Source organism: Massilia eburnea (genome assembly GCF_009720745.1).
Classification (GTDB): domain Bacteria; phylum Pseudomonadota; class Gammaproteobacteria; order Burkholderiales; family Burkholderiaceae_D; genus Rugamonas; species Rugamonas eburnea.
Window position 1 is genome coordinate 1 of sequence record NZ_WNKX01000048.1, and the last position, 19,886, is coordinate 19,886.

Annotated in this window: 21 protein-coding genes and 1 pseudogene; 14 read left to right on the forward strand and 8 right to left on the reverse strand. The window is 61.0% G+C overall.

Features of this window, described 5'->3' with window-relative positions; translation table 11 throughout:
• Positions 1-251 precede the first annotated feature (251 nt).
• The 3 genes from GM658_RS28100 to GM658_RS28110 all read left to right on the forward strand — a co-directional run bounded on the left by GM658_RS28100 (position 252) and on the right by GM658_RS28110 (position 2,066).
• Entirely contained in the window at positions 252-680 is a 429-nt protein-coding gene (locus tag GM658_RS28100) for a hypothetical protein (RefSeq protein WP_155457420.1), read from the forward strand.
• Between the two features lie 153 nt (positions 681-833).
• Positions 834-1,448: a hypothetical protein gene (locus GM658_RS28105; RefSeq protein WP_155457421.1), complete on the forward strand. Its 615-nt coding sequence runs from the start codon at positions 834-836 to the stop codon at positions 1,446-1,448.
• A 135-nt stretch (positions 1,449-1,583) separates the two neighbouring features.
• Positions 1,584-2,066 carry a hypothetical protein gene (locus GM658_RS28110; RefSeq protein ID WP_155457422.1) on the forward strand — a complete coding sequence of 161 codons (483 nt, stop codon included), beginning with the start codon at positions 1,584-1,586 and terminating at the stop codon, positions 2,064-2,066.
• Positions 2,067-2,232: 166 nt separating this feature from the next.
• Here GM658_RS28110 and GM658_RS28115 read toward each other — a convergent pair whose 3' ends face one another.
• Complete coding sequence (locus tag GM658_RS28115; protein ID WP_155457423.1) at positions 2,233-3,333, reverse strand: S41 family peptidase; 1,101 nt, start codon at positions 3,331-3,333, stop codon at positions 2,233-2,235.
• A gap of 323 nt (positions 3,334-3,656) precedes the next feature.
• On the opposite strand from GM658_RS28115, the gene GM658_RS28120 reads away from it, so the two are divergent.
• The 5 genes from GM658_RS28120 (at position 3,657) to GM658_RS28135 (ending at position 7,333) form a co-directional block, all read left to right on the forward strand.
• Positions 3,657-4,202, forward strand: a complete 546-nt coding sequence (locus tag GM658_RS28120) for a glycosyl-4,4'-diaponeurosporenoate acyltransferase CrtO family protein (RefSeq protein ID WP_155457424.1) — start codon at positions 3,657-3,659, stop codon at positions 4,200-4,202.
• Between the two features lie 15 nt (positions 4,203-4,217).
• Positions 4,218-4,340, forward strand: a complete 123-nt coding sequence (locus GM658_RS29590; protein ID WP_267875007.1) for a hypothetical protein — start codon at positions 4,218-4,220, stop codon at positions 4,338-4,340.
• The gene (locus GM658_RS28125) at positions 4,337-4,669 is read left to right on the forward strand and encodes a hypothetical protein (protein WP_155457425.1); all 333 of its coding nucleotides are present in this window, start codon (positions 4,337-4,339) and stop codon (positions 4,667-4,669) included. Before GM658_RS29590 ends, GM658_RS28125 begins: the two co-directional genes overlap by 4 nt.
• Positions 4,670-4,819: 150 nt before the next feature.
• Entirely contained in the window at positions 4,820-6,880 is a 2,061-nt protein-coding gene (locus GM658_RS28130) for an amidohydrolase family protein (protein ID WP_155457426.1), read from the forward strand.
• Between the two features lie 6 nt (positions 6,881-6,886).
• Positions 6,887-7,333 (forward strand): hypothetical protein, encoded by a 447-nt coding sequence (locus GM658_RS28135; RefSeq protein WP_155457427.1) that lies wholly within the window; start codon positions 6,887-6,889, stop codon positions 7,331-7,333.
• On the opposite strand, the gene GM658_RS28140 is transcribed toward GM658_RS28135, so the two are convergent.
• Positions 7,330-8,043 carry a YebB family permuted papain-like enzyme gene (locus GM658_RS28140; protein WP_229417109.1) on the reverse strand — a complete coding sequence of 238 codons (714 nt, stop codon included), beginning with the start codon at positions 8,041-8,043 and terminating at the stop codon, positions 7,330-7,332. The two genes, GM658_RS28135 and GM658_RS28140, sit on opposite strands and share 4 nt — an antisense overlap.
• 161 nt (positions 8,044-8,204) lie before the next feature.
• On the opposite strand from GM658_RS28140, the pseudogene GM658_RS29465 reads away from it, so the two are divergent.
• From GM658_RS29465 to GM658_RS28155, 3 genes and pseudogenes are all read left to right on the forward strand, one after another.
• Positions 8,205-8,771, forward strand: a pseudogene (locus GM658_RS29465) (NUDIX domain-containing protein); the annotation flags it as partial.
• Positions 8,772-9,136: 365 nt separating this feature from the next.
• Positions 9,137-9,769, forward strand: coding sequence for a GNAT family N-acetyltransferase (locus GM658_RS28150; protein ID WP_155457429.1), 633 nt, complete (start codon positions 9,137-9,139; stop codon positions 9,767-9,769).
• An 8-nt stretch (positions 9,770-9,777) separates the two neighbouring features.
• Complete coding sequence (locus GM658_RS28155; RefSeq protein ID WP_170299027.1) at positions 9,778-11,067, forward strand: glycosyltransferase; 1,290 nt, start codon at positions 9,778-9,780, stop codon at positions 11,065-11,067.
• 41 nt (positions 11,068-11,108) lie between these two features.
• Here the strand turns inward: GM658_RS28155 and GM658_RS28160 are convergent, their stop codons facing one another.
• Entirely contained in the window at positions 11,109-11,354 is a 246-nt protein-coding gene (locus GM658_RS28160) for a DUF3297 family protein (protein WP_130310317.1), read from the reverse strand.
• Positions 11,355-11,467: 113 nt separating this feature from the next.
• Here GM658_RS28160 and GM658_RS28165 point away from each other — a divergent pair, with 113 nt between their 5' ends.
• Positions 11,468-12,328 (forward strand): alpha/beta hydrolase, encoded by an 861-nt coding sequence (locus GM658_RS28165; RefSeq protein ID WP_155457431.1) that lies wholly within the window; start codon positions 11,468-11,470, stop codon positions 12,326-12,328.
• On the opposite strand, the gene GM658_RS28170 is transcribed toward GM658_RS28165, so the two are convergent.
• Positions 12,312-13,148 (reverse strand): alpha/beta hydrolase, encoded by an 837-nt coding sequence (locus GM658_RS28170; RefSeq protein ID WP_155457432.1) that lies wholly within the window; start codon positions 13,146-13,148, stop codon positions 12,312-12,314. The two genes, GM658_RS28165 and GM658_RS28170, sit on opposite strands and share 17 nt — an antisense overlap.
• 87 nt (positions 13,149-13,235) lie before the next feature.
• Here GM658_RS28170 and GM658_RS28175 point away from each other — a divergent pair, with 87 nt between their 5' ends.
• Positions 13,236-13,835 carry a YdeI/OmpD-associated family protein gene (locus tag GM658_RS28175; protein ID WP_155457433.1) on the forward strand — a complete coding sequence of 200 codons (600 nt, stop codon included), beginning with the start codon at positions 13,236-13,238 and terminating at the stop codon, positions 13,833-13,835.
• Positions 13,836-13,853: 18 nt separating this feature from the next.
• Here GM658_RS28175 and GM658_RS28180 read toward each other — a convergent pair whose 3' ends face one another.
• From GM658_RS28180 to GM658_RS28195, 4 genes are all read right to left on the reverse strand, one after another.
• Complete coding sequence (locus GM658_RS28180; protein WP_155457434.1) at positions 13,854-15,767, reverse strand: CocE/NonD family hydrolase; 1,914 nt, start codon at positions 15,765-15,767, stop codon at positions 13,854-13,856.
• Between the two features lie 74 nt (positions 15,768-15,841).
• Positions 15,842-17,011, reverse strand: coding sequence for a tetratricopeptide repeat protein (locus GM658_RS28185; RefSeq protein ID WP_155457435.1), 1,170 nt, complete (start codon positions 17,009-17,011; stop codon positions 15,842-15,844).
• Positions 17,012-17,053: 42 nt separating this feature from the next.
• Positions 17,054-18,169: a hypothetical protein gene (locus GM658_RS28190; RefSeq protein WP_155457436.1), complete on the reverse strand. Its 1,116-nt coding sequence runs from the start codon at positions 18,167-18,169 to the stop codon at positions 17,054-17,056.
• 5 nt (positions 18,170-18,174) lie between these two features.
• Complete coding sequence (locus tag GM658_RS28195; RefSeq protein WP_155457437.1) at positions 18,175-19,041, reverse strand: HDOD domain-containing protein; 867 nt, start codon at positions 19,039-19,041, stop codon at positions 18,175-18,177.
• Positions 19,042-19,163: 122 nt separating this feature from the next.
• On the opposite strand from GM658_RS28195, the gene GM658_RS28200 reads away from it, so the two are divergent.
• Positions 19,164-19,733: a DNA-3-methyladenine glycosylase gene (locus GM658_RS28200; protein WP_155457438.1), complete on the forward strand. Its 570-nt coding sequence runs from the start codon at positions 19,164-19,166 to the stop codon at positions 19,731-19,733.
• Positions 19,734-19,886: the final 153 nt, after the last annotated feature.

Genomic DNA, 19,886 nt, shown 5'->3' on the forward strand with positions numbered 1-19,886 from the left:
ACTCCGCATTGCAGTGGGCCACCCCATCCGAATTCGCCCGTCAGGCCAGGGAAAAGGCCGATTTTGGCTCAGCAATACAGCCGGTAATTTCTACTTAAGACCGGTACTAATTTTGGGGTACGGTCAACAGCCGGTAATTTCTACTTAAGACCGGTACTAATTTTGGGGTACGGTCACTGCAATGACTTGATTTATACATCGTGCTGGGTTCGGCCGGGAGCAATCATTCAACAAGCGCCCCCAGTTCAATCATGAGCGGACGTTACCTGTTATGGGCCGAGGTTCAACAATGGAAAGCAAAAAGGACAACTATGAGTAATTCGTGGTGCTATCTGCTTACCAGGTATGGCGAGGAAAAAGGGAAGCCAACACGCGATGAAATCTCGGCAGCTATAAAAGAGCTATACGAAGAGAACTTGCCGGGCATGACTGAGGGCGATTACGAAGAGCACGGTGCTGGTTCGCTACGGTATGGCTACGACGATGGCCCAATGTACGTTCTTGAAATTACACGTCATGGGACTGCGCGATTGGAAGAGTGGGCTGACCAGGACTATGAGATCGAATTGTGCCCCGTGAAAGAAGCTGAGGCGCTTAGTCAGGAGAAAGCAGCCCTGTTGTGGGAGCATTTAGCTGCAGGAGAAATAGAGGCGGTCCGACTTTATTTTCAGATGCCTTGACGGCCTGCATAGGTTGGCAACCGTTGAATCTGCTGGGCCGGAGAGCCGTCGAGTACCATCGGCAGTGACCGGCCCGAAGCCGACTGACAAAGAATGGCCTGGTCAGCAATTGTGGGGTGGAGGGAGTATGGGATTTGCATTTGGTAGGTGGCTATGAGAGTTGTCTTTGCAGCGTTATTCGTATTCGGTTCGATGCTCGGCACTGTTGCTATGGTAAGTTCGCACTTTGATAATGGGCATTGGCCTTTGTGGGCCAAGTTTGCGCCTGCTGTTGTGATGCTGAGCGCGTTGTTTGCCTCGTTATTTATATTTAACGGAAGCGGCTTCAGGCCAAATTTGAGTCGCAAGACCCTGGCAGAACAGATTTCCGAACTGGAGGGCCAAGGCCGTCTTATACGGCAACAATTCCAGGCGGTGCGCGCGTTCGGCGTAGCGGAATTCGAAGATGAAGGTTTGCATTACTTCATCGAACTCCTAGATGGGAGGGTTCTATTCCTCAGCGGACAGTATCTGTATGACTTTGAACCTATCTCAGATGATCCAGAATTAAATCAACTGCGGAAATTCCCATGCACGGAGTTCGAAGTTCTTCGACACAAAGATGCCGGATACGTAATTGACATCAACTGTGCAGGAACGGTCTTTGAGCCAGAACTATGCGCTCCAGCTTTTACGAAGGATGACTGGAAGCGCGGGATTCCTGCGGACGGTGAGATCGTTGAGGGAAAGGGGTATGAAGCCCTCAAGCGTGAACGAGCCCACGCCTAAACCAACTCAAGCTGCGGGTTGATCGAGCACTTTGTAAAAACGTCAGTGTCCGCGAAGGGCCCGCATCGACATCCTGGAGGCTGGCAGTATCCGGTGTGAAGCAGTCAGATTCGCGAGCAGCTTGCTCCATTTCTTATGAATTTAATTCTCGAAAAAACTGATCAGGTTCGCTTCTTCACTGACATGAGGAAAGTCTTTGCGGCTGCGGAAATCGCACCTCAGGATTACGACTGGTATGTCAGCGATATTGAGACCAATTTCACGCCCGAAGGATTCGGCGCGGGTGACCAATGGATGCTTGGTGAAGAGCTGGCGTCCCTCATCTCCACGCATGACATTCAATTCATTTGGGCTGTCTTTAGTGCCGTGCCCAAAGGTTCTCGTCCAACCGTATCGGAGCGGCCATACGTTGAGGGCAATCCAGATTATTGGAATGGCAGAGACTCAGCGCCTCAATTGAACGGGGCCTTATTTGAAATCGCTTGCTGGGATAGTAGCGCGACAATTCTTATCAATCTTCCCAAACACGCTCAGCGTGCGTTTTTGGCCCAATACTCGGACACGCAGGCTCTCATTAAAGCGGCTCGCCCCTGTGGTGATAAAGCGAACTTCCGCTAAGGGTGCGGAAGCAGCCGGACAATGTAGTGATGCGGCGACCGGAATCTACGCTAGGATTCGGCCGTCCCTACAGGCTGCACTTGCAAAAGTAAGCCCATTGTGAGGCCACGGCGGTCCGCTTGATTCGCGTCCCGCAGCTGGGACGCGGTGAGAACATCGATCGCGCTTATTTCACTTCGCCTTTCTCCAAGCGCTCCGCCTCTGCGGTCAATTGCGCGCGGGCTCGGTCGTCGCCGATTTTCGGGATGATAATCTCGCGCAGGATTCTGGCGTTGGCGACGTCTAATGCCCGATCCGCCGGCGTCGGGACATCCGGCTTGACGCCCACACCTTCCCAATTCCCGTGCGTGATCGGGTTGATGGATTGTCCGGTCGAAATGAACGCGACCAAGCCGCCACCTATCGCAAAGGGGGCTCCCGGATTCGCGCCGCCGCCGGTTATTTCCCCGACGAGAGTTGCACGTTTCTGCGTTTGAAAATCATAGGCGCACTCTTCTGCCGCCGAGAAAGTCCGTTTGGAAGTCAGAACATACACCGGGCGGGTGTAATGCACGGCAGTTGCCGTCGTGGTCCAATACTGTTCACTTCGCTGATTCTTACGGAAGACCATGTCATTCAAATGCCGCCGGTCGCCCTCGGCGAAAAAGTGACTCATCAGGTAAGCAACGGTTTCCCCGTCGCCACCGCCATTTTTGCGCAAGTCCAGGATGATCGCCTCGGTATGCTTCAACAGCGCCATCGCCGCCTCAATGGAAGGAGCAGAAAACGCCACCGGCTCAAAACCGCGCATGTCCAGATAGCCTATATTGCCCGGCAGGCGCTCGACGCGGAACACGCCACCTGCCAGGCGTTCCGATTCCTGGCGCTGCAGGGCAAGCGCCTCGGTGCTCGGTGCAGCTTCGTCCGGCGCGGACTTGAACTCCGGGTCGAAACGCACGCCAAGATGCAAGTCCTTTCCGGTCGCTCTCATATCTGCTGTCAGCATCTCCGCCAGGGAAGCGGCCTTGCCGGCGCTGGCATAGGCATCCTTCGCATCTCTTTCGCGCAAGTGCGCAGCCACCTTCTTTGCCACTTCCGGAGACACGTAATTGTCCTCGACGGATTGTGCCAATTGCTTGACGACGGCATGACGGGTTGCGCCATCCAGCGCGCCGGTTGCCGGCGGAACTTGTGCGGAGGCCTGCGTAGCAGCGGCAAGCAATAGTGTAACGAGCATGTGAGCCATAAGTCGTTTCATGTATCGAGGATTGGTTTCGTTCATGATCATTTACATTTGTAATCGGTGAATTATGATTACATCTGTAATCGATGATGTCAAGCTTACAGCGATCAGGGCAGTTCGCTCGCCAATGCTCCGCATCGCTATCAGCGCTTCTTCGATCGCTGGAACGGGAAGACCGGGTACAATCGGCCCGAAACAGCCGCTGAACATCAAAGCCTTATGCCATGCGAAAAGAAGTCGTATCTGGGCCTGATGAGGACGATGCAGAAAGTCATGGTGAAGCTCCACAGAGCTACATTGCCTAGTCATAGAAGGTTGGGATACATCCGAAATCTGAATCGTTCACTAGCGGCCAGGAGGGAGGATCCATGGGCGCCATTACGAAAGTGAGTTGCGCTGCCATCGCGTTCACTGGATGCGAGATCATGCTCGCACAGGCCATCGGTTTTACTTCGCCCTGGCTCATGTTGCTTCTGATGTTTTACTTGATGGCGCTTGCCAAGCTTGCGGAACCACTATTTGTGCTCCGGTTGCCCGTGCCATTCCGGGCCATTCGCCAGTGGGAGAAGTCTGGAAATATCTACCGGTGGCTTGCGGTTCATCGATTTGGCATGATTCTTCGCAGTTCACCCCTTCGTCGTCTCAACCCGGATGTCTACGTTGATTCGATGGACTTGCAGAGCCTGCATCGCCGCATCGCTTCCGGCGAGGCTATCCATTTCTGGGCGGCCGTTCTGTTCACCCCCTACATCGCCTTCGTTTACCTGATCGGGCAGACGCAGGTGGCGTCGATCTTCCTGCTGCTTCAATTCCTCGTCAATATCTATCCAATCCTGCATCTGCGTTTTGTGCGTCAGCGGCTTGAGATCCTTTTAATGCGACGACAAGTTCAGGCAGCCCGAGGTAGTTGGTAGTCCGCCAAACTGCGTATGTCGTTTCCGCTGAAATGGGCCGCTGTTTTTTGGGGAACCTTCGGCACGCAAAGTGATCCAAACGAAAAAACAGCGGAAAACAGCGCGTTTCAGCGCAAAACAGCGGAGGAAACAGCATGAAAGACATAGCGACTTTGGCGATACCCGCCAACACCTTGTGCCGGCTCTTGCAATATGCGAATGCCCATCAAGCTGAACCTTGTGCCGGCGAACTCGCCGCAATCGCGATCGAGAAATGGCTCGCGCGTGCCGAGGGCGTCAGCGCAACCCGCATCCGTAGGCATGGTTATCAATGGAAAACAGTCTTCCTGCCGGAAGGCACTCAGTTACGCGCCTGGAATCGCACCGGATTTGCCTATGCTGAAGTGATTGGCGATCACATCGTGCACCTGGGCGAAGGCGTCTCACGGCCTTCAGCCGGACATTCAAAAGATAGTGGCGGCGGATAATGCGCTGCTCGAAACGCCAAATCGCCGCAAAGGCTATCGCCGGCAAGAGGATTTGCTGCTTGATTAGCCGAGCCGGAAATTGAATCGAACATCAACGATGCAAAGTTTTCGTGGCATGATGTCTGCCCAGCCAATCCTCATTGAACGACCATGTCCCGTACCCTGCTTACCCGCTGCAGCATCGTTGGCATTACCTGCTTGCTTCCTTTATCCGTTTTGGCCAGGCCGAAAGCGCCGGTCGCTGAAGCTGCCGTCGAACAAGGTAAATTCATCCTCCACAAATTTGCCCAGCCGATTGGACTGGAAACCTGGCAAATCACGCGACAGCCTGGCGGGTATCAGCTGACCGACAAGTTCGAGTTCAAGGATCGCGGTACGCCGGTGCCGCTGACCATGAAGTTCGCCTACGATAAAACTGGCACGCCACAGTCGTTCAACATCAAGGGCAAGAATTCCAGGTTATCGGAAATCGATCAGAAGGTACTGGTCAACGCCAATACGGTTCGTGTGCAGGTGGATGGCGCGGACAGGACTCTCGAAAAGCCAAAGGCGTTCTTCCCCATCGCCGGCTACGCACCGACTGCGCAGCAGCTGATGCTGATGCGATACTGGATCAATCACGGCAAGCCCGCGGCCCTGCGCACGCTTCCGTCGGGAACCGTGCAGATCGCCAAGCGCGGCCAGGACCGCTTTACGCTTGACGGCAAACCAGTCCTGCTTGATCGCTACCTTGTCACCGGATTGATCTGGGGGCGCGAGACGATCTGGCTGGACCAGTCAAACAACCTGGTTGCCTTGGTGTCCATTGACGCCGAATTCGATCACTTTGAATCAGTTCGCGAGGGCTTTCAGTCTTTGCTGCCATCGTTCCTGAGCAAAGCTGGTGAAGACGAAATGGCCAGCATGAAGGAGTTCGCAGGAAAGGCCAGCAGCGATCCTTCCAAAACGCTGGCGCTGGTGGGCGGTACCCTGATCGACGCCACCGGCAAACCTGCGATCCCCGATTCCGTGGTGGTAATCGCCAACCACCGTATCGTCGCAGCCGGACCGCGCGCGCAGGTTGCCATTCCAGACGGGGCGACCCGCGTCGACACGACCGGAAAGACCATCATGCCGGGCCTGTGGGATATGCACGCCCATTTCGAGCAAGTGGAATGGGGCCCGATCTACCTGGCAGCCGGCGTCACCACCGTGCGCGACTGCGGCAACGAATTTGAATTCATCACCGCTGTGCGCGACGAATTAGCTAAGGGGAACGGGATCGGCCCGCAGCTGTTGCCGGCCGGACTGGTTGACGGCACCGGTGAAAAATCGCTCGGCGTGCAGCGGGTGGACAGCGATGCGGATGCGCAGAAGTGGGTCAGAAAATATCACGACGCAGGCTTCCGGCAAATGAAGGTCTACAGCTCGATGACCCGGGAAAACGTGGCGTCGGTCGCACGTTATGCCCACCAGCTTGGCATGAGCGTCACCGGCCATATTCCAAGCACCATGGGCCTGGTGGAAGGGGTGGAGGCCGGCATGGACCAGGTGAACCATATCGTCTACCTGTACGACGCCATGCAGGCCGAAGGAAAGAGCCCCATGTCGAAAGGACTCAGGAAAATCAAGCTGGAAGACCTCAAATCGTTTTCCGTCGCCAGTCCTGAAGCACAGAAGACGATCGAGTTCATGAAAGCCCATCACATTGTCGTTGATCCGACCATGGCGTTATGGGAAGTCGTCACAAGGAATTGGCCATCCACGCCGATTGCCAGTTTCGAGCCTGGCGTCAGCAAACTCCCGCCGGAGTTGTCGGTGTCATTTGCACCGCCAGCCGAGGAAAAAGCCGAGGACAAGGAAAAAATGGAGCTGGCGTTCCAGCGCATGCTGGAAATCGTCGGCGCCTTGCACAAGGCCGGCATCGATATCGTTGCAGGAACCGACCAGGCCATTCCTGGGCATTCCATCTATCGAGAGCTGGAGCTGTATGTGAAGGCCGGCTTTACGCCGCTGGAGGCGCTGCAGTCGGCCACTTCGGTTCCTGCGCGCGTCATGGGCATGGACAAAGAGACCGGAACCATCGAGGCGGGCAAGCGTGCCGACATCATCATCCTTGATGCCAACCCGCTGGAGGAAATCAAGAACATTCGCAGCGTGGACAAGGTCATCGCCAACGGCGTAATGTACGACGCGGCGCCGCTTTGGAAGAGTGTAGGCTTCAAACCATAACGCCTGATGAAAATTTTCTTTGCCGCTTTAGCTGCGATTGCGGTTCAGCCCTTTTTATTCGCATTGCGGCTGGTCCCTGTTTTTCTGGCTTCGCCGGATCCTCTCTACGGTATCGGACTGATGCTCGTTGCGGTTGTTGGCGTCAGCGCAGCTGCGGTGCTTGTCCTCGGCATCCCTGCGTTCCTATTGCTGCGCAAGCTTGATTGTGTGGGCTGGATGTCAGTAGGGACTGCGGGGCTCGTATCGGGGGCATTGCCGGTTGCGCTGATGTGGCCAAAAAAGCTTCAGGGTTACTCTTCGGGGCAAAACTGGCACGGCGAGTATGTTGATCTCTATATCAACGGTAACCCGACTTACTACGCGTGGGCCACCTATGGTGAAGACGTCCTGTTTTTCGGCCTTCATGGTCTCGTCGGTGCCCTGGTGTTTTACGCAGTATGGCGCCGGCTTTAGCCGGCCGGGGTTGCACGAGCCGGTGAAATGCCAGCTTTGCCGGCAGCCACGTAACCGTCGAACACGGGATGCATCTGCGGACTATTCAAGACGCTTGCCGGGGTCACTGTCTCGCGCTTCCATGGGATGCTGCCGAAATACCATAGACGCCAGAAGCCGAGCTCTGTGTCTGGATTGCGCGCCAGCAAAGAGCTGAAGGTCTCGACCTGGCCAACTTCGATTCCGGTCGCTTCCTGCACCACTTCATGAACGAAACGCGAGCAGAACTCGCGGCTTGAATGGAGGTCGAATCCCGTGTCGTAGAAAATGCCTAGACGTTTCTGCGCGGCCTGCTTCAGGGTTTGCTGCTGCGCCGCGTTCAGTGGTGGATTGAGGCGGCTGACTGCTACGCGCCCGCCTTCGGACCGTCCAAGGAAGCGTGCCAGGCTGCCGCGCTTGGACAGCGGGAATGTACTTTCGGCGATGATGGGCTCAGCGCCGTTGGTTTCCACAACGATGCCTACGTGGTTGGTCCAGCTTCCAGTGGTTTCCGATACTTTGCGGAAGGGCAGGGCCGACACGCGTATGAACACCAGGTCGCCGACCCGAAGCTGGCTGGCGAGTGCCGCCTCCGTCATTGAAGGCAGGCTCGAAGCGGCGAACGCGCCTGGCGCGAACAGGGCGGAGATGAGTGCGAAGCAGGCTGGCCCCAGCCGCAAGTGGAATCCCATGGTCATGTCCTTTCGTGAAGTCTGTATGTCCTCATTGTGGACAATGGCGGCTGACTATCGAAGTTATATGCCGGAGATCCCCGAATTTATATTCGGCAAGTATCAGCATTCGATACTCGATTTCGCGCGCTATGGCATCATGCTGGCTTACGGAGGAATTCATGCAAGAGTATGTCCGCATCAAGAATGTGCAGCTCCTGTCCGACGACTGGTACATCCTCAAGAAAACCACCTTCGACCTGAAGCGCCGCGATGGCCGCTGGCAGACGATGTCGCGCGAAACCTATGACCGGGGCAACGGCGCGGTGGCGCTGCTGTACAACCGCGCGCGGCGCACCGTTCTGCTGACGCGCCAGTTCCGCTTTCCCGCGTACGTGAACCAGCACGACGGCTACCTGATCGAGGCGCCGGCCGGCATGCTGGACGAGGCCCATCCGGAGGAACGCATGCACGCCGAGCTGGAAGAGGAGACCGGACACAAGGTGGCCGAGCTGCGCCAGGTGTTCGACGTCTTCATGAGCCCAGGCTCGGTGACCGAGCGCCTGCATTTCTTCGTCGGCGAATACGACGCCGATTCGCAGATCGGCAGCGGCGGCGGCCTGGAACACGAGGGCGAAGACATCGAGGTGCTGGAGCTCGATGCCGACCAGGCGATGGACATGGTCGTCCGTGGCGAGATCATGGACGGCAAGACCATCATGCTGCTGCAATACCTGCACCTGCACTTGCTGCCGCCGCGCAGCATGATGATTTTGATCGCCGGTCCCTACCGCTCCGGCACCGGCGACGATCCGGCACGCATGGCTGCCAACGTGGCGGCCATGGAGGCCTTCGTGCTGCCGCTGTACCAGCGCGGCCATACGCCGGTGCTGGGCGAGTGGCTGGCGCTGCCCGTGCTGCATGCTGCCGGCTCGACGAAGGTGGGCGATGCGCTGTACGAGGAAATCTTCCATCCGCATTGCGAGCGCCTGCTGGGCCATTGCGACGCGGTGCTGCGCGTGGGCGGCCCATCCGCCGGCGCCGACGCCATGGCGGCAGCGGCCCGCAAGCGCGGCCTGCTGGTCTATCACGACCTGGCCGAGATCCCCGCCGCATGAGTGCGCCGGCCCTGCCTCCCATCGCTGCCTGGCTGGCAGCGCGTTCCCTCGCGCGCGGCTTGCAGGCGCCGGTCGCCGATTCTGGCGGCTACCGGGTCGACGTCAACGCGCCCGATGAGATCCAGCGCTGGGTCTATCCCGCAGTGAGCGAAGACCTGGCCGCCCTGGCGCGCAGCATCCGCCGGCCCGCCTACCTGGTCAAGGCCTGTGCGTCGCACGACCAGTTGCGCGCAGCCTTGCCGCCAGGCTGGCAGGTGCATGCGCCGGGATATTTCATGGCTGGTCCCGGCCTGGCGCCTGCGCTGCCCGCTTGCCCGCCGTCGTACACGGTCGAGGTCGCGCGTTCAGGCGCAGTTACCGAGGTCCGGATCATGTCCGCAGAGGGCTCCCTTGCAGCCAGTGGCTACGCGGCGGAAACGGAGCACATCTTCATTTATGACCGCATCGTCACCGCGCCGGAGCACCAGCGGCGCGGGCTTGGCCGGCTTCTGATGGCAACGTTGCGCGAGGCCAAGCTGGATGCGGCGAAGCCGGAGCGCCTGGTCGCCACCGAGGAGGGCCGCGCCCTGTACGAATCGCTGGGATGGCGTACGCTGTCGGTGTTTTCAACGGGGTCGGTAGCTGAATGAGAATCGGCATGCTGACCTGGGGCAGTCATGGCGACATTCGTCCCTTCCTCGCCCTTGCGGACGGCTTGCAAGCGGCCGGCCATCAGGTCCACCTGGTCGTGTTCAGCCTGGAGGCCGGCACCTACGATCAGGTGCAGTCGGCAGCGGGCGCAAGGATCACGGTGCTTACCCCGTTGACGTTCAGCGCGGAACAGGCGCGGGCCGTTGGGCAGGCTGCCTACACTATCCGTGATCCCATGAAGCAGATGGCGGCGATCCTGCGGCTGGCCTTTGCGCCTGCTGAAGATGCAATGTTCGAGGCGGCGCAGCGCCTGTGCGCCGAGTCGGACCTGCTGGTCGGCCATTATTTCATGCACCCGCTGCAAGTGGCGGCGGAACATGCCGGGCTGCCCTATGTGAGCGTGCTGTTGTCGCATGCCGGCGTGCCGAGCGATTACGTCAACCCGACCGGGCTGTCGATGTTCGGCAAGCCGGGCAACCGCCTGCTGTGGTGGCTGACGCGCAAGCTGCTGAACCGCACGGCGAAGCACTACCCGGACCGCCTGCGGCGCCAGCTCGGCATGCCGCCCATGCGCGACCTCGTTTCAGAGGTATGGGTGTCGCCCTACCTTGCGCTGGTGGCGGTCAGCCCGCAGATCTGCGCGCGCCAGCCCGATTGGCCGGAAACGATCCAGGTCTGCGGCTTCCTGGACCGTCCCAACTGCGAACTGGAGGGCGTGTTGCCGCCCGCGCTGTCGGATTTCCTGGCTGCGGGCGAGGTGCCGGTCTATATGACCTTTGGCAGCTGGATGCCGAAAGACCTGGAGGGGCAAACGGCGACCTTGCGCCTGCTGGCCGATACGGCGCGCGAAGCGGGCTGCCGCGCGATCATCCAGTGCACCGACTGGGAGGCTTGCGGATTCCGCTCCGATGAGCGGATCCTGTTTGTGCCGGCGGCGCCGCACCACCAGATTTTTCCGCAATGCCTGGCGGTCCTGCATCACGGCGGCGCCGGTACAACGCAATCGGCGACGCAGGCAGGCAAGCCTTCCATCGTTGTCGCCAACTTGAGCGAACAGGAACACTGGGGACGCGAGCTGCAGGGTCTGGGCATCGCCGGCAAGCCTGCCAAGCGGCGCAGTGCCACGGCGGCCAGCCTCGCAGCGCTGATCCGCCAGGTGCGCGATACGCCGGCCATGGGCGAGCGTGCGCGCCGCATTGGAGAAGCCATGCGGCAGGAGAATGGCGTTGCACAGGCAGTGCGGCAGATTGAGGTGCGAAGCGGGACAGGGGCCGGGGGAAACAGCGGCCGCCCATGAAAAAGGCCAGCGAAGGCTGGCCCGGAATTACTTTGCTGCGATCAGCGGTAGAAGGCGTCTACCTTGCCTTTCAGCTTGATCAGCATCGGCTGGCCACGGCGGTCTTTGGCTGTCGCGTGCTGGACCTTGATCCAGCCTTCGCTGATGCAGTATTCCTCAACGTCAAAGCGCTCTTTGTCGTTGAATTTGATGCCAATGTCGTGCTCGAACACGGCTGCCACGTGGTGCGGGCTGCGCGGGTCGATCGACAGATGGTCCGGGAGTTCTGGGCGGGTAGTATCGTTCATGGGGCAGGATTATACCGGAACCCGGGGTAACACCGTCCGCATCGCGTCGATGCTGATTGATTATTTTGCAATATGATGCGATGCTCGCCGCTGGTGTCCTGGAGGAGAAGGGTATGGCAAGCAGAAGGCAGGTACTGGGTTTGGCGGCAGCGGCATTTGGGGCTGCGGTGGCGCGGGCCGGGGAGCCGGCGGCTGGTGCGGCAGCAACGCCGGGCGCATCGCCAGCGGCGCCGCTGGCGATCGGCGAGACCTTCACCCTGGAGTCGAAGGTCATGGGCGAAACGCGCCGTATCAACGTCTACTCGGCGCGCGCCTGGGACGTGAAGCCGGATGCGCCCTTGCCCGTGCTGTTCATGCTGGACGGCGGCGTAGCGGAAGATTTCGTGCACACGGCCGGCCTGCTGCAGATTTCGGTCGCCAGCCTGGCCATGCGCTCCTTCATGCTGGTCGGGATCGAGAACACCCAGCGCCGCCGCGACATGACGCCGCCCACCGACGATCCCGAAGACAAGAAGATCGCCCCGGCGGTCGGCGAGGCGGCCACGTTCCGCCGCTTCATCCGCGAAGAGCTGATGCCGCTGGTGAAAGAACGCTACAAGACCACCGGCGAGACCGCCCTGATCGGCGAATCGCTGGCGGGCCTGTTCGTGCTGGAGACCTTCCTGCAGGCGCCGGAAATGTTCGATACCTTCATCGCCATCGACCCGACGATCTGGTGGAATAAGCGCCACATCGTCAAGACTGCAGCCGACACGCTGCGCAGTCGCAAGCGCCTGGACAAGACGCTGTTCATCGCTACCAGCGGCGAGAAGGGGCAGCCGGAACTGGCCGGCCAGCTGGAAGGCGCACTGTCGGCCGTCAAGGTCGAGGGTCTGCAATGGAAAATGGTGCAGATGCTGGACGAATCGCATATGACCATCGGCCACCCGGCCGCCATGCGCGCCTTCCGCACGGTGTTCAAGCCTGCGGTGTGAACTGCGCTTGCAGGAAGCTGGCGATCTTCTGCTGGGTCGCCGGCAGGTAGGGGATATTCAGGTGGTCGGAATCTGGGATGATTTCGTCGTGGTGCAGGCAGGCCAGCTTGCTGACCAGTTCATTGGTATGCGAGTGCGGCACGATGTCGTCGCTGGCCGCGCGCAGCACATAGGTCGGTGAAGAGAGCTGCGTGGCATGCTTGACCGACTCGAAGCGGTGCTGCAGCAGCATCGATACCGGCAGCGCAGGGAATTTGCGCTGCGCCAGCGCCAGGATCGAATCGTAAGGCGTGATCAGCACCGTCGCCATCACCCGGCGCAGCATGGCCGCCTGCACCGCCACGCCGGAACCCAGGCTGCGTCCCACCACGGCAACGCGCGTCGGGTCGACCTTGTGGTGCTTGCACAGCCAGTCGATCTGCATGCAGGCGTCGGCGATCATCATTTCCTCGCCCGGCTCGCCGTGCGAATCGCCGTAGCCGCGGTAGTTCAGGGTCAGCACCGTCATGCCGGGGAACAGGTTGCCGGCGTCGCGCACCAGCCAGGACACCTCTTCCGAGCGGCCGCCGAAATACACCACCGCCGGCCGCACCCCAGGCTCGCGCGGCGTCATCAGCCAGCCCGCCAGCCGCGTCCCGTCCTCACCGCGCAGCACGATGGCGCGCGTGCGGTGGCCGCTGCTGCGCGGGCTCTGCACTTCGCGCTTGACGGTGGGATTGAACAGCAGCTTGCGCTGGCCGGCCATGAGCAGGGCCGTCATTCCAGCCCAGGCCAAGCCCACGGCGCCAGCAGCGGCGGCCATTTTGCGTGAATTGCTCATGGGGTTTAGTATGCTCCTAATGCTGAGCAAACAGCGTTAAGCAACGCACCAATGTCAGATTGCGGCAACACAGTTATAAGGATAATCATGCCCACCACCGATCCACGCGTCGACGCTTACATTGCCAACGCTGCCGAATTCGCCCAGCCCATCCTCAGCCACCTGCGGGAAGTCATCCACGCCGCCTGCCCCGAGGTGAAGGAAACCATCAAGTGGAGCATGCCCTGCTTCGACTACCACGGCATCCTGTGCAATTTCGCCGCCTTCAAGCAGCATTGCGCCTTCGGTTTCTGGAAAGCCGAGCTGTTGCTGGCGCAGGAAGACGACAAGGGCAAGGAAGCGATGGGCCAGTTCGGCCGCATTACATCGGTGAAGGACTTGCCATCAAAGAAAGTGCTGACGGCCTACGTTAAGAAGGCCATGACGCTGAACGAGGCGGGGGTGAAGGTGGCGCGGCCCAAGGCGGCGCCGCGCGAACTGGTGGTGCCGGATTACTTCATCGCGGCGCTGGAAGAGAACCCGGCCGCGTATGAAGTGTTCAACAATTTCTCCACCAGCGCCAAGCGCGAATACTGCGACTGGCTGACCGAGGCCAAGACCGAGGCCACGCGCGACAAGCGCATGGCCCAGGCGGTCGAATGGATTGCCGAGGGCAAGAAGCGCAACTGGAAGTACGAGAACTGCTGATCGCCCCCGCTGCGCCGCTTAAGGCATCACCATCAGCTGCAGGCCGGAGGCGGTGCCCGGCGCATGGTAGACGCGCTGGGTGGCCTTCACAAAGTCCTCCGGCTTGGCCTGCGGGATGCTGGTGAAAGTCTGCGGGTTCAGGTCAACCAGCGGGAACCAGCTGCTCTGCACCTGCACCATGATGCGGTGGCCGCGGCGGAAGGTGTGCTGCACGTCGCCCAGCTGGTAGCTGAGCGGCTCCACTTTCCCTGGCACGAAAGGCTCGGGCTTTTCGAAGCTGTTGCGGAATTTGCCGCGCAGCGGATTGCCGCGCACCAGCTGCTGGTAGCCGCCCATCTTCACGGTCGGTACATCGGCGTCCTTGTGCTCTTCCTTTTCCTGCGGATAGTCGGCCGGGTAGACGTCGATCAGCTTGACCACGAAGTCGCTGTCGGTGCCGGTGGTGGAGACGAACAGCTTCGGCGTCACCGGGCCGGCGATGGTCACGTCATCCTCCAGCACTTCGCTCTGGTACACCAGCACGTCCGGGCGCGAGGAAGCGAAGCGCTGGTCGGACACCATGTACTCGCGCGGCACGCCGGTTGCCGGGTAGCCGATATAAGGCACCGGCTTGCGCGGGTCGCTCACGTATTCGTCGAAGGCGCTGCCGGCAGCCGGCTGGTTCCAGGCCAGGGTGCCTTTCGGGCCCAGGTACAGCATTTTCGCTTTCGCCTGCACCGGCGGCCAGGCCGTGTACTGGCGCCAGACATTGGTGCCGGTTTCGAAGGTGTTGACGGCGGCAATCGGCTGCGCCGGTTTTACGCCCTTCAGCTGCTCTTCGAAGAAGGGGAACAGCAACTTCTTGTTGAAATGCTCGCTGGTTTTGCTGTCGAACTTCACGTGGCCCAGGCGCTTGCCTTCGCCGCCGGCCCAGCCGCCGTGCGACCACGGCCCGATGACCAGGCCGTTGAAATTGCCCTGGTTGTTCCTGCCGACGGAGCGGTAGATCGAAAACGGCCCGGCCGGGTCTTCCGCATCGAACCAGCCGCCCACGGTCAGCACGGCCGCCTTGACGTTTTTCATGTGCGGGGCGATGTTGCGCGACTGCCAGAACTCGTCGTAGGTGTCGTGCACGACGGTCGGCTTCAGGTAAGCCTGCTGCTTGGGGTCCAGTTCGGCCATCATGTTCGACAGCGTCAGGCGCTTCAGGAAGTAGTCGTAGCCGCTGGTGGTGCCGTAATCGAATTCGCCCCAGGTTTTCGGCAGCGTGGTCGGGTTCTTTTCTTCCGTGAAGGAGGAGTAGAAGTCGAAGTTGGCCGCCAGCATGAACGCGCCGCCGTGGTAGGAGTCGTCGCCCATGAACAGGTCGGTGACCGGCGCCTGCGGCGAGGCGGCCTTGATCGCCGGGTGCGAGTCGATGATGCTGGCTGCGGTGTAGAAGCCGGGGTAGCTGATGCCGTAGATGCCGACCTTGCCGTTGTTGTTGGCCACGTGCTTGAGCAGCCAGTCGACGGTGTCGTGCATGTCGCGGCTCTCGTTCCCTTCGCCCGGTTCCAGTGCGGTCTTGGCGTGCGGGGTCATTTCCTGCCACTTGCCTTCGGACATATAGCGTCCGCGTACGTCCTGCTTGACGAAGATGTAGCCGGCGTCGCTGAAATCGGACGATGGGCCCAGGCGGCGCGGGAAGAAGTCGACGCCGTATTGCAGCTTGCCGTCGACGTTCACGCCGGCGCTGTAGGGCGTGCGTTCGATCAGGAAGGGATAGGCCTTGCTGGCGTCCTTCGGCACGTAGACGGCCGTGAACAGGTGCACGCCGTCGCGCATGGGGATGCGGAATTCGTACTTGGTATAGGCGGAACGAAGGTCCGGTTTTTCATCGGGCGTCGCAGCGTGGGCGGTGCCTGCAAAGGCCAGGGCAAGGGAAAGGGCGAGGGGGCTTAGTCGGTTCAGCATAGTGCCTTATAAAGTGCAGTGCCAGGGCCCAACATGCTGCGCATGCCAGGCACTGGCACCGGGGTTATTTTTTTTCATGGTCGAAGACGCACTCGCGCTTCGTACAACCGCAGGTTCGCGAGTTTACCAGCATAAATGTCGCTGTCGCTGCGTGTGGTGCTGTTCATCAGCGCCAGGCGCATATGCTTGTCGGCTTCCTTCAAGTCGCCCAGTTCGAACGCGGCCTTGGCCAGCCAGAAGTGGAACTCATGATAGTACGGCGCCCGCTGGACTTCGCGCACGAACATCGAGCGCGCCTTTTGGTAATCCCCGTCTTTCATGGCTTGCTGGCCCTGGTTGAAGAAGTAAAACGGTGGATAAGGTTCCAGGGCTGCCAGTTCCGCCTTGAACCTGGCTGCATCTTCGGTCCTGCCCATGGCGGCGGACAGTTCGGAAAGGTTGAACAGGATGACAGTGTTGAGCGGTTCGTGCTGGTGGGCGAAGCGCAGCGTGCGGTCGGCCTGCGCCAGGTCGCCGTGGCGCTGATAGACCGTGGCCAGGGTGTTGTAGCCCAGCATGAAGGCCGGATCGTTCTCGATAGCGGCGCGCGCCCACCAATAGGCATCATCCAGTTTGCCCTGCACCATGGTTTCGGCGGCGCGGTTGTTCATGAACATGGCGACGATACGGTTCTCAGAAATGACCACGGTCGGCATCATTTCGGCATCCGGCGGCGGCAGGAAGTCGATGACGACCGCACGGGAGCGGTCGAAGAGCGTCGGGACTTTTTCTCCGTCCCTGCCCAGCACGAGGTTGACGTGGCCGCTGCTGAAGTAGAGCGAACCGGAGCGGCTCCAGGTGTCTTCGCTGGTGAGGCGCTGGTATTTGACGTCCAGCCCCAGTTCGCGCGCAAACGCGGCGGTCATGATGACCAGGGACAGGCAGTTGCCGGTGCGCGCTTCGAACGCCTGGGAGGCGGTGCGCGTCATTGCTGAGTCGTATTCAAGCTGCAGCTTATCGCGTTCGTACAGTGCGCGGTAGAGCGCCTGGTGCCGTTCCGCAATCTGGCCGCGTTGCCGGATCTTCTCGGCATAGGCTTTCATTTCCGGCGTCAGCGCAAAGATCTGCGCCGGCGTGATCATGTCTGCCGGTTTGCTGAATGCTGCGTCGTCATACAGCGCGCGTTCAGGGGACAGGGGCATCGGCGGCGTGCTGGCGCAGCCGGCCAGCATTGCCGAGAAAATCAATATTGACAGTAGTTTCATGGCGGCGTCTCCTCCCCCTCATGAAACTAGTATGTGCGCCTACTAGGGGGCTGTCAATTCAACCGTAATATCCTCGATGCCCAGGGTCGCCAGGGCGTCGCGCAAGTCCTCGATCGCGGCTTCCACGTCGTCGCCCACATCCAGGCGGCGGTCGGCGTGGGCCAGTGCGCCGGCGGCGCCAAACAGCTGCACACCCAGGGCCGCATCTTCTTCGGTTTCCACCAGGGTGATGACGGCGCGGGCGGCGCCGCCGGCGTCCAGGGCGGCGCCGAATTCGGCCATCATGGCCAGCATCCAGTGCTCGGCTTTGCCTTGCTGCAGGGCGCCATAGAACAGGTCCTGGTACTGGAAGTTCAGGCGCAGCCCGGCGGCGCGGCTGGCGCTGGCCAGGCAGCGCTGCACCAGGGGCGCGGCGGACACCGTCCAGTCCTGGTAGCGCTGCATGCGCGCTTCGAACCAGGCGTCCTGCTTCTTGCCGGCGGACGGCATGGCGTAGAACGGATCGTCCACGCGCTTCAGGGCGAAACCGAGCAGGAAACGCAGCTCGACCGCCTCGTCTTCGGCGCCAAAGGCGGACGGCTGCCAGCCGGCGATGCTGCGCAGCAGGGCAGGGGCTTCGGCCACTTTCTTGTCCAGCAAGGCGGCGGCTGCCTCGTGCACCATGGCGTTGAGCTGGCTGGCGCTGATGCGCTCCATCTCGGCCAGGTCATAGGCGTGCTGCACCAGCACGACTTTGGCTTTTGGGCCTTCCAGGCCGGCGCTGGTGAAACTGTCGAGCAGGGCCGCGTAGGCTTCCTCGTCCTGGAATCCTTCCGTTTCGCGCAGCCCGCCCTGGCTTTGCACGAACAGGGGAATGGCGAAGGCGTTGATTTCCATTTCCGGGCCGTCGCCCTTGCGCAGCACGACGGTGCCGGCGTCTTCCTCGATGGTTTCCTTCAGCAGGCGGTAAGCGTCGACGTCTTCGCCGCGCGCCAGTTCGATGGCGCCGTACAGCACGGCATCCTTGCCCTGGCGCAGATAGCGCCGGATGGCATGGCGCAGCTCTTCATCCTGCGACAGCGCGAGGCTGCACAGTTGCTGGCTCAGGAGGTCATCTTTTTCGGGGGGAGGAGTATTCGGCTTGCGTGGTGCTGGGCGCTTGTTGTTGGTCTTTGGCATGCGGCTCAGTGTTCAATGTGGAAGGTTTCGTGCAGTTCGTCCAGCAGGTCGGCGCTTTCGTCCTCGTTCATGCCGAGGTGGCGGCAGGCGGCCTCGCCGCCCTTTTCCCACTCCAGCGAGGCGCTGTTGCCGTGGTAGCGCTGGATGGCGCGTTCGGCCAGCACCGCGCCGGACACCAGGGAGCGGATCGCGTCGTCGGTGGCGTCGTCGCCCAGCACTTCATAATCGTGGTGGTGCAGGATGGCCCAGGATACGTCCGGCGACAGGCCCCAGTTGCGCGCCAGCAGGCAGCCGATGGCGGCGTGGTTGGTGGTATGGCGTACGTCTTCAATCTCGGTGAATTTGCGCGCGGCGGCACTGTTGCAGATGTCCAGCGTCTGGCCGTAGTCCTCGAAGCGCGCCATCAGGATCGGGATGCCGATGTCGCAGAACAGGCCGAAGGTGTGGGCGATGTCGGGCGGCGCCAGGCGCAGTTTGCGTGCAATGAAGACCAGGGCCTGGGCGCGGCAGGACGATACTTCCCAGAACTGGTTCAGGGCCGGGTTGTTGGCGCCCACCGCTTCGCGCGCCAGGATGCCGGTCAGCATGGCGGCGCACTGGTTGATGCCGAGGAAATTGATGGCCTGCTCGACCGACTTGGCCTTGCGCGCAGCGCCATAGAAGGGCGAGTTGGCCAGTTTCAGCAGGGCGCCGGACATGCCGACGTCGTTGCCGATGATGCGCGCGATGGCGCGCGGCGACGGGTCGGGCTGCGCCAGTTCGCGCTGCAGGTCGACCAGCAGGCTGGGACGCGGCGGGATGCGGATAGAGCGCAACAATGCGTCTTCTGCGGTCGTGTTTTGGGCCGGGAGCCGGGCTGCTGCTGTTGTCATTTTGCTTCTGGAATTGTTCTGCTGGGAATGCCCGGACATTATCGCCTGTTTTCCGGGCCTGGCCGGGGGCACGAATGAGTTTTTTTTCATGCCGAAATGGCAGCATTGCTACAATCCGTAGCATGTCTTCCCACATTTTGGCCGATATCGATTTCAGCGCCCCCTCGCCACAAGTGGCGCGCCGCCTGATTGGCGTCACAGTGCTCGTCAATGGGGTGGGCGGGCGCATTGTCGAGGTGGAGGCTTACGACCGGGAAGACCCGGCGTCGCATAGCTTTTCCGGCAAGACGGCGCGCAATTTCGCCATGTTTGGGCCGCCGGCCCATGTGTACGTCTATCTTTCGCATGGCATCCACTGGTGCATGAACTTTGTCTGCCGCGAAGATGGGCACGGCGCAGGGGTGTTGATCCGCGCCATAGAGCCTTTGTACGGCATCGAAGAGATGCAGGCGCGGCGCGGCATGGACGAGGTGCGCCTGCTGTGCTCCGGGCCGGGGCGGCTGGCGCAGGCGCTGGGGGTAACGCGCGAGTACAACGCGATGCCGCTGGCGGCGCCGCCGTTCGAACTGTTGCCGCGCAAGGGGCGGGTGCAGGTCGTTGCCGGGCCGCGTATCGGGATCTCAAAGGCGGTTGACGTGCCCTGGCGCTTCGGCCTGGCCGGCTCGCCGTTTGTCAGCCGCCCATTCCGCTAAGCCCATGGGCGCGCGCATCGGGCTGCCCGGCGCGCGGCGTTCGCCATCCTGCCCGACGTCGCGCCAACGGTCCGCTGTGTCCTCCAGCCCGTCCGCATCGCCCGGGAGCCCGTCGCCGCTCGCAGCGCGCCAGCGTGCCCGCAGTCCGCCAGC

What these genes read in the sequence shown, in the direction of transcription:
- GM658_RS28100 (WP_155457420.1), top strand. Translation starts at nt 252, where the DNA reads ATGAGCGGACGTTACCTGTTATGGGCCGAGGTTCAACAATGGAAAGCA.
- GM658_RS28105 (WP_155457421.1), top strand. Translation starts at nt 834, where the DNA reads ATGAGAGTTGTCTTTGCAGCGTTATTCGTATTCGGTTCGATGCTCGGC.
- GM658_RS28110 (WP_155457422.1), top strand. Translation starts at nt 1,584, where the DNA reads ATGAATTTAATTCTCGAAAAAACTGATCAGGTTCGCTTCTTCACTGAC.
- GM658_RS28115 (WP_155457423.1), bottom strand. Translation starts at nt 3,333, where the DNA reads ATGATCATGAACGAAACCAATCCTCGATACATGAAACGACTTATGGCT.
- GM658_RS28120 (WP_155457424.1), top strand. Translation starts at nt 3,657, where the DNA reads ATGGGCGCCATTACGAAAGTGAGTTGCGCTGCCATCGCGTTCACTGGA.
- GM658_RS29590 (WP_267875007.1), top strand. Translation starts at nt 4,218, where the DNA reads ATGTCGTTTCCGCTGAAATGGGCCGCTGTTTTTTGGGGAACCTTCGGC.
- GM658_RS28125 (WP_155457425.1), top strand. Translation starts at nt 4,337, where the DNA reads ATGAAAGACATAGCGACTTTGGCGATACCCGCCAACACCTTGTGCCGG.
- GM658_RS28130 (WP_155457426.1), top strand. Translation starts at nt 4,820, where the DNA reads ATGTCCCGTACCCTGCTTACCCGCTGCAGCATCGTTGGCATTACCTGC.
- GM658_RS28135 (WP_155457427.1), top strand. Translation starts at nt 6,887, where the DNA reads ATGAAAATTTTCTTTGCCGCTTTAGCTGCGATTGCGGTTCAGCCCTTT.
- GM658_RS28140 (WP_229417109.1), bottom strand. Translation starts at nt 8,043, where the DNA reads ATGGGATTCCACTTGCGGCTGGGGCCAGCCTGCTTCGCACTCATCTCC.
- GM658_RS28150 (WP_155457429.1), top strand. Translation starts at nt 9,137, where the DNA reads ATGAGTGCGCCGGCCCTGCCTCCCATCGCTGCCTGGCTGGCAGCGCGT.
- GM658_RS28155 (WP_170299027.1), top strand. Translation starts at nt 9,778, where the DNA reads ATGCTGACCTGGGGCAGTCATGGCGACATTCGTCCCTTCCTCGCCCTT.
- GM658_RS28160 (WP_130310317.1), bottom strand. Translation starts at nt 11,354, where the DNA reads ATGAACGATACTACCCGCCCAGAACTCCCGGACCATCTGTCGATCGAC.
- GM658_RS28165 (WP_155457431.1), top strand. Translation starts at nt 11,468, where the DNA reads ATGGCAAGCAGAAGGCAGGTACTGGGTTTGGCGGCAGCGGCATTTGGG.
- GM658_RS28170 (WP_155457432.1), bottom strand. Translation starts at nt 13,148, where the DNA reads ATGAGCAATTCACGCAAAATGGCCGCCGCTGCTGGCGCCGTGGGCTTG.
- GM658_RS28175 (WP_155457433.1), top strand. Translation starts at nt 13,236, where the DNA reads ATGCCCACCACCGATCCACGCGTCGACGCTTACATTGCCAACGCTGCC.
- GM658_RS28180 (WP_155457434.1), bottom strand. Translation starts at nt 15,767, where the DNA reads ATGCTGAACCGACTAAGCCCCCTCGCCCTTTCCCTTGCCCTGGCCTTT.
- GM658_RS28185 (WP_155457435.1), bottom strand. Translation starts at nt 17,011, where the DNA reads ATGAAACTACTGTCAATATTGATTTTCTCGGCAATGCTGGCCGGCTGC.
- GM658_RS28190 (WP_155457436.1), bottom strand. Translation starts at nt 18,169, where the DNA reads ATGCCAAAGACCAACAACAAGCGCCCAGCACCACGCAAGCCGAATACT.
- GM658_RS28195 (WP_155457437.1), bottom strand. Translation starts at nt 19,041, where the DNA reads ATGACAACAGCAGCAGCCCGGCTCCCGGCCCAAAACACGACCGCAGAA.
- GM658_RS28200 (WP_155457438.1), top strand. Translation starts at nt 19,164, where the DNA reads ATGTCTTCCCACATTTTGGCCGATATCGATTTCAGCGCCCCCTCGCCA.